This window comes from Bacillus basilensis, assembly GCF_050630465.1.
GTDB classification, from domain to species: domain Bacteria; phylum Bacillota; class Bacilli; order Bacillales; family Bacillaceae_G; genus Bacillus_A; species Bacillus_A basilensis.
The window spans coordinates 88,865-101,279 of the sequence record NZ_JBNTQO010000006.1; the positions used below are offsets into that span (position 1 = coordinate 88,865).

The 12,415-nt window shown below is 34.9% G+C and carries 9 protein-coding genes; 4 read left to right on the forward strand and 5 right to left on the reverse strand.

The genetic code is table 11. The features are described from left to right. Positions 1 to 74 precede the first annotated feature (74 nt). The 3 genes from gerKA to gerKC are packed head-to-tail and all read left to right on the forward strand — an operon-like array spanning position 75 to position 3,769. On the forward strand, positions 75 to 1,577 hold the full coding sequence (gene gerKA, locus ACQVV1_RS14605) for a spore germination protein GerKA (protein WP_431169030.1): 1,503 nt from the start codon (positions 75 to 77) through the stop codon (positions 1,575 to 1,577). Next, positions 1,558 to 2,664 carry a GerAB/ArcD/ProY family transporter gene (locus ACQVV1_RS14610; RefSeq protein ID WP_048525059.1) on the forward strand — a complete coding sequence of 369 codons (1,107 nt, stop codon included), beginning with the start codon at positions 1,558 to 1,560 and terminating at the stop codon, positions 2,662 to 2,664. The genes gerKA and ACQVV1_RS14610 overlap by 20 nt, the downstream gene beginning before the upstream one ends. Further along, complete coding sequence (gene gerKC / locus ACQVV1_RS14615) at positions 2,645 to 3,769, forward strand: spore germination protein GerKC (RefSeq protein WP_242255400.1); 1,125 nt, start codon at positions 2,645 to 2,647, stop codon at positions 3,767 to 3,769. Before ACQVV1_RS14610 ends, gerKC begins: the two co-directional genes overlap by 20 nt. 33 nt (positions 3,770 to 3,802) lie before the next feature. Here gerKC and treC read toward each other — a convergent pair whose 3' ends face one another. The 3 genes from treC to treR form a co-directional block, all read right to left on the reverse strand. After that, positions 3,803 to 5,464, reverse strand: coding sequence for an alpha,alpha-phosphotrehalase (gene treC / locus ACQVV1_RS14620; protein ID WP_431169031.1), 1,662 nt, complete (start codon positions 5,462 to 5,464; stop codon positions 3,803 to 3,805). A gap of 13 nt (positions 5,465 to 5,477) precedes the next feature. Next, positions 5,478 to 6,905: a PTS system trehalose-specific EIIBC component gene (gene treP, locus ACQVV1_RS14625; protein WP_000513953.1), complete on the reverse strand. Its 1,428-nt coding sequence runs from the start codon at positions 6,903 to 6,905 to the stop codon at positions 5,478 to 5,480. 140 nt (positions 6,906 to 7,045) lie between these two features. Further along, positions 7,046 to 7,756, reverse strand: a complete 711-nt coding sequence (gene treR / locus ACQVV1_RS14630) for a trehalose operon repressor (RefSeq protein WP_242255404.1) — start codon at positions 7,754 to 7,756, stop codon at positions 7,046 to 7,048. Between the two features lie 449 nt (positions 7,757 to 8,205). Between treR and ACQVV1_RS14635 the strand changes: the two genes are divergently transcribed. Continuing rightward, complete coding sequence (locus ACQVV1_RS14635; RefSeq protein WP_242255406.1) at positions 8,206 to 9,603, forward strand: amino acid permease; 1,398 nt, start codon at positions 8,206 to 8,208, stop codon at positions 9,601 to 9,603. A gap of 31 nt (positions 9,604 to 9,634) precedes the next feature. Here ACQVV1_RS14635 and ACQVV1_RS14640 read toward each other — a convergent pair whose 3' ends face one another. Both ACQVV1_RS14640 and ACQVV1_RS14645 read right to left on the reverse strand, forming a co-directional pair. Beyond that, positions 9,635 to 11,338: a putative bifunctional diguanylate cyclase/phosphodiesterase gene (locus ACQVV1_RS14640; RefSeq protein WP_242255408.1), complete on the reverse strand. Its 1,704-nt coding sequence runs from the start codon at positions 11,336 to 11,338 to the stop codon at positions 9,635 to 9,637. A 484-nt stretch (positions 11,339 to 11,822) separates the two neighbouring features. Further along, the gene (locus ACQVV1_RS14645; RefSeq protein ID WP_242255409.1) at positions 11,823 to 12,149 is read right to left on the reverse strand and encodes a cobalt transporter; all 327 of its coding nucleotides are present in this window, start codon (positions 12,147 to 12,149) and stop codon (positions 11,823 to 11,825) included. Between the last annotated feature and the right edge of the window lie 266 nt (positions 12,150 to 12,415).

The following is a 12,415-nucleotide window of genomic DNA, read 5'->3' on the forward strand; positions in this document are numbered from 1 at the left end:
ATAATTCAAGCATAAATTTCTCACAAACGACAAAAATTAACAGAAGTGACTTTATTCTAAAAGAGGTGGAAATTATGGAAAATTACAAGGACCAACAAGAAAGTAAAAATCAAAAGCATATGTTTCCATCCCTTCCGGAGAACATTAATTACATTGAAAATAAACTTTCCCATTCTGATGATATAAAAAAATTAGATCTCCCATTTCAAAACAGCAAAGGAACAATCTTATATATCGAATCTTTAGCAGACCCAAATTTAATTCACCAATTAGCTCTTGAGCCTTTATTAACCCGTTCGGATTTACCTTTGGATAAAGCTTTCGCCACATTAAATATGAAAAAAGAAACAAATTTAAATTATGGCGTACAGCTTCTATTACAAGGAAAATCATTATATTTTCATGAACAAGTCGACAGTTTTTGTATTTTTGAAACAGCTCTTTCTTTAAAGCGAGATATAACAGAACCTGATAATGAAGGGGTTGTCCGTGGACCGCATTCTGGTTTTGTAGAAGATTTAGCAACTAATTTAGCTTCGATTCGTAAACTCATAAAAAGTCCAAATGTCGTCGTTAAATATTTCACACTTGGTGAAGAAATGCATACAAAAGTGGCAATTGCTTATATGCAAAACATAGCGAATGACGATCTCGTTACAGAAGTGAAAAGAAGGTTAGAAACGATTAAAACGGACGCACTCATATCTCCAGGATACATACAAGAATTTATAGAAGATACGTCTTTCTCACCCTTCCCGCAGCAATTAAATACAGAGCGTCCAGATAGAGTCGCAGCAAATTTAATGGAAGGACGCGTTGCTATTTTATCTGATGGAGATCCAACAGCTCTTATCGTTCCTGTTACATTATTCGCTTTTTATCAATCACCAGATGATTATAATAACCGCTGGATCGTTGGATCTTTCGTCCGAATGATTCGCTTAGTTAGTTTCTTGATTGCTTTTCTCTTACCAGCTATATATATCGCAACCGTAGCCTTTCATCCTGATGTATTGCCGCTCGAACTTGTGTATACAATTAAAGCCTCATTAGAGAAAGTACCACTTCCTCCTATTTTCGAAGCTCTCTTAATGGAGCTAATTTTCGAGTTATTGCGGGAAGCTGGCATTCGCTTGCCGAGCCGAGTTGGACAAACAATCGGTATTGTAGGTGGTTTAGTAATTGGTGATGCAATTGTAAAAGCCGGACTCGTTTCTTACACAATGATTATCGTTGTAGCTTTAACTGCAATCTCATCTTTTCTTGTTCCATCGAACGATATGAGTTCAGCAGTTCGAATTCTTCGTTTTCCATTAATGCTCCTTGCTGCTATATTCGGATATGTAGGAATATCATTCGGTCTCATTATAACTTTTGTTCATTTATGCCAGTTACATTCATTTCATACACCATATCTTTCTCCTGTTGCTCCGATGCGGATTAAAGATATGAAAGATTCTTTTGTAAGACTACCAATTTGGTCTTTTTGGGAACGACCACATGATCCAAAACCGAAAAAAATGCAGCGCCAACATGTAACGAGAGAGGATGAGGACGGTGACAAACACGCAAAGTAAAATTTCGCTTGTTCAATTTACCTTTTTCGTTATTCAATGCCAAATTGGGGTCGGTATACTATCTCTACCTAACCGTCTTCATCCGATAGCAAAAGGTGGTGGATGGATTTCCGCTCTCATCGCTGGACTTGCAATTCAACTTATTATTTTACTTATGTGGCTTTTCTTAAAACGATTTCCTGATGCAGATATGTATGAAAGTGTTTGTATGCTATTTGGTAATAAGTTTGGAAAACTATTAGGCTTTGCTTATGTTTTTTATTTTACTCTTATCGGTATGACAGTTATGTTAAATGCTTGTAATGTCATTAAAGTATGGGTTTTGCAAGCGACCCCATGGTACGCAATTCTCTTACTATTTACGATAGCTTGTTGCTATATAGCCTATAACACATTCAAAGTTATTGTACGATTTTATGTCATGGCTTCTATTCTCATTTTGCCCATGGCTCTTTTAATTGCACTAGGGTTTTCACGAGCTGATTTTTCTTATATTTTTCCAATTACAGAAGCCGGATGGTGGAATATTATTCAAGCATCAAAAGAAACAATTACAGCTATGTATGGTTTTGAAATTATTCTTATCGCTTTCCCAAAAGTAAACGGGAGTTCTGTAGCAAAACTAAAGGCAATTTCTATCGCTAATGGATTTGTAACCCTTTTTTATACTTTTACTGTTTGGATTTGCTTTATCGTATTTAGTCCCAAACAAATTGAGCTTATTCCAGAACCAGTTGCTTACTTATTACGCTCCTTGCATATCGGGATTATAGACCGAACTGATTTACTATTCATACCAATTTGGATGATAACAGTTGTAGCTTCTATCGCTAGTTATTACTGCGCTGCTTCTATAGGAATTGGACATATATTCAATCTTGCTAACCATAAAAAAGCTGTTCCAATCGTTGGTATTATTGCTTTTAGTGTAGCTTTATTTATCGATACACCTGAAGAATTAAAGGTAATTTCAACTTTCACTGATAAGTTCACCTATATTTTCATCGTTGTCCTCCCTCTTTTATTTCTACTTTATTCAGTAATAAGAAATAAGAAAGGAGAACAGTATGTTCAAAAAAAGAGTTAAATTACTTTTTGTATTATGTACTAGTGCATTCCTTTCTGGCTGCTGGGATCAAGAACCATTAAGGGAAGCAAGGTTAGCTTATAGTATTGGATCTGATATTACGGAAGAGAATAAACTCCAGCAAACAATTGAGCTCGTAAAAAGTTCAAGCGGAGAACAAGCTTCATTCGAGAATGAAATACATTCAGCAACTGGGCATAACATAAGAGATACAAGCGATGCACTGAAAAAAAATGTAACCGGGAATATTCGTTATTTCAAATATGGTGTTCAATTACTAGGAACCAAAATTCTAAAAAAAGGTGTACTACCTTATTTAGATGTCAGCTTTCGGGACCCAACAAACCCAACTGCTTTAGTAAAACTTATTGCAGTAGATGGTGAAACATCCGAGATACTAGAAAAAAAGAAAGTAGGAAATTTACTAATTGGAGATTTTCTAAAGAAAAAAGTGAAAAGCTTAGAAGATATGAGTGTATTTCCAAAAGAAACTTTAGAAACAGCTGCTACAAAAATGTTAGATCCCGGTAAAGACTTTACCCTCCCTTCTATAAAAATAAAAGGAAATGAAGTAATTACAAACGGATTAGCTTTATTTAACAATGATAAATTAACTGGGCATTTACCTTTGAAACAATCTGTTTTATTCGTATTATTAACCGGAAAAATGGGAACAAGTGCCCGTATAACCCAAAAACTTACTAGTGATGAATCTGAGAAGACATCTGATTATTTAACAATGGAAATTAGCAATCGAAAGTTAAAACGAGACTTAAAAATAACAACAGATAAAAAAGGAAATGTTTATGCTCACATTAAGCTTCAATTAAAAGTTATAGCACTTGAGGCTCCAAGAGATAATCTTTATAAAATGAGTGCAAGAAAAAAACTAAATAAAGAATTATCAAAGCAACTTACAAAAGAAGCAAAACAAATAACAAAAAAGCTACAAAAAGCAAACTGTGATGCTTTCGGTATCGGCAGACACCTTATCGCTTATCATCCTGATTTATGGAAGAAAAAAAATTGGAATAAAGATTATGCAAAGGTAAAATTCAAACCAGAGGTAGAAGTAAATATTTTATACAGCGGTGTCTTAAAATAAAAAGGTTGTATGCCATGCGGGCATACAACCTTTTTATTTCGTATATCGATACACAATTGATTCATATGGTCTTAAGTTAAGTTTTGTAATATCCTTGCTGGAATCTTTATAATTCGACAGTAGTACTTCTTGTTTCATTCCATCTACTTGAACATGGACTGGTACAGAATACGTTATTTCTTCTCCATAGAAGTTATTGATAACAAGTAATACCTCATCATTTACAATACGTGTATATGCCCAAATCTTAGGGTGATTTTCATCTAAAATAGCATATTTTCCTTCTGTAATTACATCATATGTTTTTCTTAGTTCAATTAGTTTTTTGTAATGATAAAATACAGACTCTTTATCTTCTAGTGCCTTCTCTACATTTATCTCTTTAAAGTTTTCAGCAACTGTAATCCAAGGTGTATTTGTTGTAAATCCGCTATTCACCTCTTCATTCCACTGCATTGGAGTACGGGAGTTATCACGAGATTTTTGTTTTAAAATCCCGATAATCTCTTCTTTTGATAATCCTTCTTCTAGCTTTATATCATATATATTTAACGATTCCACATCGCGATATTGCTCGATAGACTCGAATTTAGGATTCGTCATACCGATTTCTTCGCCTTGATAAATGTAAGGTGTGCCTTGCAACATATGCATAGCTGTCGCTAACATTTTTGCAGATTCATTTCTATACTTCTCATCATTACCGAAGCGTGACACAATACGAGGTTGGTCATGATTACACCAGAATAACGCATTCCATCCTCCGCCCTTTTGCATTTCAATTTGCCAATTAGACATAATTTCTTTTAATTTAATGAAATCAAAATCAGCCTTCGTCCACTTATCACCATTCGGATAATCTACTTTTAAATGGTGGAAACTAAATGTCATGCTCAGTTCATTACGATCCGGATTCGAATATTTAATACAATTATCAATTGTCGTAGATGACATTTCTCCAACTGTAATGACATCTTTCCCTTCAAAAACATTTCGGTTCATCTCTTGTAAATATTCATGAACGCGCGGGCCATCTGTATAATATTTACGGCCATCGCTTGTCGCCGTACTTCCGTCATCATTTAAGAACTGTTGATTTTTTGAAATTAAATTAATAACATCTAATCGGAATCCAGTTACCCCTTTATCTAGCCAAAAACGCATCATATCATATACTTCTTCACGAAGCTTTTCATTTTCCCAATTTAAATCAGCTTGTGTCTCATCAAATAGATGTAAAAAATATTGCTCTGTCTTCTCATCGTATTTCCAAGCAGATCCGCCAAACTTAGATTGCCAATTATTTTTTTCATCACGCCAAATATAGTAATTACGATATGGACTATTTTTGTCTTCTTTCGCTTCCTTAAACCACTTATGCTCCGTCGAGCTATGATTTACAACGATATCTAGCATAATTTCAATGTTACGCGCTTTCGCTTCTTCTAAAAGCTCTTCAAACTCTTCCATCGTCCCGTAAGATGGATCAACGCTGTAATAATCACTTACATCGTATCCATTATCATTTTGTGGTGATTGGTATATCGGTGTTAACCAAATATAATCTACTCCGAGTTCTTTTAAGTAATCTAGTTTTTCTGTAACGCCTTTTATATCACCGGTTTCTTTATTGTAATAGCTATTAAAGCTCTTCGGATAAATTTGATAAACTACACTTTTATGCCAATCCTTCATGTTTAACTTCCTCCTACTTCTGTTTAACTCTTTTTGCAAATAACCACGTTAACGTAAACGGGATTACAACTGCGATAACCATTCCTACAATAAACATTGGAATCGATTTCGGAATGATAGAAATAAATGCTGGTAATCCGCCAATTCCAATAGCAGGTGCTAATACACCATTTAACGTAATGAATATCGCTGCCACAGCCGATCCTATAATTGCTGCATAGAACGGGAATTTATTTCGTAAGTTCACACCAAACATAGCTGGCTCTGTAATACCGAAATATGCTGAAATTGCTGATGTGGATGCCATACTTTTATCATTTTGATTTTTAGAAATCCAGAACATCGCAAGTGCTGCACTACCTTGTGCAATGTTAGAAAGAGCAATCATTGGCCAAATGAATGTACCACCGTGCTGTGCAATTAATTGTAAGTCAATTGCAATAAACATATGATGCATACCTGTAATTACGAGCGGTGCATATAATGCTCCAAACAATACTGCTCCAACTACTGGCACAGTTTCATATACACCTACTAATCCAGCTGTTAATAAATCTCCAATATGACGTGTAACTGGACCAATAATCCCTAACGCCAACACACCTGTTACGACAATCGTTGTAATTGGTACAACTAATAATTGTATTGCATTTGGTACATGTTTCTTTAAGAAGATTTCCACTTTACTTAATACAAATGCTGCTACTAAGACAGGTAAGATTTGACCTTGATACCCTACCTTTTCAATTTGAAATAATCCTAAAATATCGAAGTACTCAATCTTTTGTCCATCTAAACCAGTCGCTGCTTTTCCATAATCCCACGCATTTAATAAGGCAGGATGCACAAGCATTAACCCCATAACAATCCCTAATATCGGACTACCACCAAACCGCTTCGTTGCTGACCAACCGACAAGTGCTGGTAAGAATACGAATGCTGTATTCGCCATCATATTAATTAAATCCCAAAGTCCACTTAAGTTTGGATACACATCTAATAAATTTTTACCTTCAAAAAATAAGTCCTTTGCCCCTAATAGATTGTTAATTCCCATTAGTAAACCAGCTGTTACGATTGCTGGTAATATCGGCATAAATACATCTGAAAATACTTTTACAAACTTTTGAGCTGGATTTAACTTTTGGTTTCCGGAATCTTTTACGTCAGCTACTGTCGCTTCCTTCATACCTGCAAGCGTTATCAATTCGGCATATACTCGATCAACATCTCCTGGACCGATTACAATTTGAAATACCCCAGCATTATGAAACGCTCCCTTCACTAATGAAACAGACTGCAATTTATCGTTATCTATTTTACTTTCATCTTTTAAAGCGATACGGAGCCTCGTTACACAGTGCGCAGCTTGTTCAATATTGTCTTTCCCACCAATATACTGCAACACTTCCTCAGCTGTTTTACGATAGTCTTTCCCCATATTCCCGTCCCTCTTTTCTTTTTTTGATACCGTTTACACTTACATATTAACTCGTATATATAAGTTAGTCAACACTCGTATATACGAGTTTGTATTTTTTTTATAAAAAAAGAGATGAAACAATAGTTTGTTCCACCTCTTTACTTTCTCCGCGCCACATCCGAAAAATGAAAAATATCTAAACGGTGGCGGGATTCTGTATATTCGAACTGACTTCCATCATAAAAATGTGTAAAGTTTTTCACAACAACAACATAGTCTGTCCCATTTAAATCTAAATACTTTCTATCGTCTTCTGTACATGGTTGCACTTCAATTACCCTCTGTGAGTAACTAATATGAAGCCCTAGTTCTTTCTCAATGTATTTATAAATGGACTTCGCCGCAATTTCACTCGTTAATCCTGGAATATATTCCGACACAAAATGATTGATATCCAAAATTACTTTTTCTCCATCAATATTTCGTACGCGTTTAATATGATCTATTTCTGTTTTTTCTTTCACGTTTAATAGTTTTGCAACTTCTTTTGTCGCTTTTACTTTTTCTATTTCTACGACTTCTGTAATACAATGACGTCCTAAACGTTCATTTTCTTCTTGGAAACTTACAATACCACCAAAGTTGAATTCAATGTTTTTTCTCTTTAAAACAAAAACACCTTTTCCGTGTATTTTTTGAACATATCCACGCTCTTGCAATAAATCTACTGCTTTTCTTACAGTACCTCGACTTGCTTCATACTGCTTCATTAATTCAGTTTCTGATGGGATTTTGCATCCCTCTTTTAATTGTTTATTATCAATAGACTTACTGATTTCTGTATAAATTTGCTCATACTTACTCATCATCTACAATAGCCCCTTGTCACCTTCTAATTCTATATGTATTATACCATGCTATACTCTTCTGCCAATCTCTCACTTATTTTCCAGTATAGGAAAAATACAGGTAAATATTTAATCTCTAAAGCGTATTTTTATAAAAATTTTTATATTTTTCTTTTCATTCAAAAAAACATGTAGTATACTAACTTCAAAATCAGAGGAGAAAGGGAGCAAAGAACTATGCTTACTTATACAACAATTGTAGTTACATTTGCACAAAAACATCATCATCATACGTAACCCTTGAAACCTAGCGGAAAAATTACGCGTAGGTACAAGGGTTATTCCCGTTGTACCTACGTTAGGCGAAGAGCCATGTAGGTATTTTTTATCTACATGGCTCTTTTTTTATTGCCAAAAAGCTAGTAAAAAATGATGTTTAAGCAAATCTTACTACAAAGGAGTTAACAAAAATGGAAACGAAAAAATGGGGATTATGGATTTTAACAGCTTTTGTTATCGGGAATATGGTTGGCGGTGGCGTATTTATGCTTCCAGCAAATTTAGCACACGTATCAGGTCCAATGGGTTCTACACTTGCATGGAGTATTACAGGCCTTGGCGTATTTATGATTGCACTCGTATTTGGAAATTTAGCAATTCGCAAGCCAGAATTAAAAGCAGGACCACAAAGTTACGCGCAAGCGATGTTTCCTTCAAAAAAAGCGGGTAAAGTTGCTGGATATAGTATGGCATGGGGATATTGGGCTGCGAACTGGGCTGCAACAGCATCTGTTATTATTTCCTTTGCTGGATATTTATCAACATTCTTTCCAGTGTTACAAAGTAAGCAAATTCTCTTTTCAACGAACGGATTTTCACTAGAACTCGGAAAAGGATTAACTTTCCTCGTATGTAGCCTTATGTTATGGGGAATTCAATACATTCTTTCTCAAAATATTGACCGAGCTGGAAATATGAATCTTCTTGCTACCATTGCAAAAATTATCGGATTTACAATGTTTATTGTAATCACATTATTCATTTTCAATGCCTCTAATTTCGGAGACGGCCAAACATTTATGAATGAAGCAGGACAATCAATTTCGTTAGGTGGACAAATCAATTCAGCTGCTATTGCAACGCTTTGGGCATTTATCGGTATTGAATCTGCTGTAATGCTTTCTAACCGTGCAAAATCTCAGCGTGATGTAAAAAAAGCTACTATTTTCGGATTAATTATCGCTCTTCTTATTTACATGTCAATTACGCTACTTACAATGGGAGCTCTTCCACAAGATGCTTTAAAAGAATCTCAAAAACCATTAGTAGACGCATTAAATTTAGCAATTGGCAATAAAGGTGCATATATAATGGCTTTACTTGCACTTGTATCTTTATTTGGATCTACAGTTGGCTGGATCGTTGTTAGTTCAGAAGTACCTTATCAGGCAGCAAAGAATGGACTTTTCCCTAAGTTGTTCGCAAAAACAAATAAAAAAGGTAGTCCTTCAAAATCATTATTTATTACAAATGTGATGACACAAATTTTCTTATTCTCAACGATTTCTGGTACTGTATCAGAAGCTTATAATTTCGCTATCGTTGTAGCAACATTAGCTTATTTAATTCCATACCTTGTTTCGACGCTGTACCAATTTAAATTGGTTATTACAGGGGAAACTTATGATATAATGCCTGGCTCTCGAATAAAGGATGGAATCATTACTACATTAGCATTTGTATACTCTATTTGGGTTATCAAAACGGGAACTGCTGATTTAAAAACGTTCTTCTTAGGAATCGGATTGTTCGTATTAGGTCTTATTCTTTATCCTGTACTAATGAAAGACTCACAAAAAATGAATTAAAAAAGGAGAAGCTTCTGGCTTCTCTTTTTTATTAGAAATCTATAATTAACTTTTCTTTTAACTCTCCTACCGATAAAGGTTTCGCATAATAAAAACCTTGTACATAATCACAGCCCATAGATTGTAATAAGCTTTCTTGCTCTACTGTTTCTACCCCTTCAGCAACTACTGCTAAATTTAAGCTATGGGCAATTTCAATAACAGACTTTACAATCGTTCGCTCTGGCTGTGCGTGATCATAATGAAATTCACGAATAAAATTACGATCAATTTTCACTATATCCAGTGGCAGTTGTTTTAAATAGTATAAGGAAGAATAGCCCGTTCCGAAGTCATCTAAAGCAATTAAAACGCCCATACTTCTTAATTCTTGTAATGTAGCAATAATATAATCAAAATGACGAACAGCAGTGCTTTCCGTTATTTCTAAAATTAAACGATTTGGAGAAAAGCCAGTTCTCTTTAAAATACTACGTACAGATAAAATAAAATGCTTTTGCATTAATTGTTGTATAGATAAATTCACAGATAACTTTAGTCCTTCTTCGTACTCTGGCAATGTTTTAAATAAGCGACATGACTTTTCTAATACCCAGTCCCCTAATTTTATAATAAGTCCAGATTCTTCAGCTATAGGGATAAATTCGCTTGGGGAAATAGGCCCTTCTTCTGTCGTACAACGTACTAAAGCCTCGATACCAGTATATTTCTTCGTTTTCAAATCAATAATAGGCTGCAGTGCCACCTCTAACTCTTCATCACGAATTGCCTTTTGCAAAGTAAATTCAATTTTCATTCTACGATTTATTTTCGCACGTAATTCATCTGTAAAGAAACACGCTGCATTTCTGCCCTGTTCTTTTGCGCTATACATAGCTAAATCCGAATTCTTCAATAACGTTTCTACATCTTGTCCGTCTTGCGGATATGAACAAAGTCCTAGACTAGCTGAAATATATACTTCATGACCTTCAAGCATGAATGGTGCTTGAAAACACGACAACACAGATGTCGCTAGTTGCCTCATCTCATCTTGTGTATGATTTTTTGTTAACAGCACAAATTCGTCGCCACCCAGCCTAGCCAGAACGTCTTTCTCTCCTAGCACATAATGCAACCGTGAAGCAACTTCGCTTAAAAGTAAATCTCCTATCATATGACCTAGCGTATCGTTTACTAATTTAAAACGATCCAAATCAAAATAAATCATACCAAACTCTTTTTTATCTGCAATCAATTCGTTAACAGTCGTTATTAATTGTAAGCGGTTCGGTAAACTTGTTAAAGCATCATGATACGCAAGCTCTCTATAACGACTTTCGCTTAACCGCAACCTCTGTTCTGCTTCTTTCCTACTACTAATATCATTTCGGATCGCAATAAATTGATATGGCTCTCCTTTTTCATTTAAAAATGGAACAATTGTTGTTTTAACCCAATAATATGTACCATCTTTTGCTTGATTTCGAATCTCACCTCTCCATACTTTTCCGCTTAAAATACGCTTCCATAGCATTTGAAAAAATGTTTTTGGGTGATATCCTGAATTTAAAATACGATGATCTTTCCCTATTAACTCTTCTCGTGTATATTTGGAGATTTCACAAAACTTATCATTTACATATGTAATACGACCATTTCGGTCTGTAATCGCAACAATTGAAGACTCATCTAATGCTAACTTTAAATCTCGCAATGAAGAGTCATATAATGCATGACCTCTTTGTTCTAGCATGCGCATCTCTCCTTGCTTCCTATCTGACTAAAACACAACTTGTTTCTTTTCATAGAAATAGAGATATTTCATTTCCTAATAATCGTCCTTTACATAAATCACATTTTGAAATATGTCGATTAAAATAACATAATATTATTTGTAATAAAAAGCAATATAATACCGTTTCAATTATACATAGTAGCTTCTTATCGCTATAATTAGCTGACTTTATTATACCTTATTCATTCTCTTACATTCCTTTATAAAACTAGCTCTATACGACCTCTGTTTCCTACTAATTCTGCTCACATCTAACCTTTTACTAGCGAAATAGAAGTTCGAGCACACTATACAACTATTCACGAATAATAATATAAAATTAGTATATATGTCTTTGAATTACAATAACAAAATATTAACATATTCCCACCTTTATTTTGGAAGTATTTTAGAAATAAATGCTTCATTAAACTAAAAAAAGAGGAAAGCCTCTTTTTTTAGTTTAATAAGGATATGGTATTTGCTGATAACCCGGATATGGTGCTGGGTATGGCGCTGGGTAAGTTACTGGGTACGGCGCTGGATAGTAGCCTCCACTTGCTGCACCCGTTAATGCGCCAGCTGTAAGCCCACCTAACACGCCTCCAGCAAAACTTCCTGGGAAAAATCCACCGCCCCATGAGCCGCCACCCCAGCCCCATCCACCTCCGTGATGGTGATGATGATCATGGTGATTGTGCCCTCCATGGTGGTGATGTCCGCCGTTATGATGGTGCCCTCCATGATGATGATTACGATAATACAATCCGTTATTTTCTATATAATTCATGTTTCCCCGCTCCTTTTCCATTTTCTTATCTTAATAGATATTGTATGAATAGTACGGACCTTGTTGGCAACCTATATAATAGGAAGAATCCACGTAATATGGTTATCCCCTTTCCTATATAAGGGGCAAGGATTTTGTCCCCCTACACTGTTTATTAACCAGCAAATAGCGGGCTAATAACGTAACAATATACTGTATGTAGGACAAATGCGGAAAGCATGGAGAAAATGTCTATATTTTGTAAAAAAAACAAAACACTTTATAAT

Bases quoted from the DNA above. Each gene is read 5' to 3' on its own strand.
- gerKA (WP_431169030.1), top strand. From the start codon at position 75: ATGGAAAATTACAAGGACCAACAAGAAAGTAAAAATCAAAAGCATATG.
- gerKC (WP_242255400.1), top strand. From the start codon at position 2,645: ATGTTCAAAAAAAGAGTTAAATTACTTTTTGTATTATGTACTAGTGCA.
- treC (WP_431169031.1), bottom strand. From the start codon at position 5,464: ATGAAGGATTGGCATAAAAGTGTAGTTTATCAAATTTATCCGAAGAGC.
- treP (WP_000513953.1), bottom strand. From the start codon at position 6,905: ATGGGGAAAGACTATCGTAAAACAGCTGAGGAAGTGTTGCAGTATATT.
- treR (WP_242255404.1), bottom strand. From the start codon at position 7,756: ATGATGAGTAAGTATGAGCAAATTTATACAGAAATCAGTAAGTCTATT.
- ACQVV1_RS14635 (WP_242255406.1), top strand. From the start codon at position 8,206: ATGGAAACGAAAAAATGGGGATTATGGATTTTAACAGCTTTTGTTATC.
- ACQVV1_RS14640 (WP_242255408.1), bottom strand. From the start codon at position 11,338: ATGCTAGAACAAAGAGGTCATGCATTATATGACTCTTCATTGCGAGAT.
- ACQVV1_RS14645 (WP_242255409.1), bottom strand. From the start codon at position 12,149: ATGAATTATATAGAAAATAACGGATTGTATTATCGTAATCATCATCAT.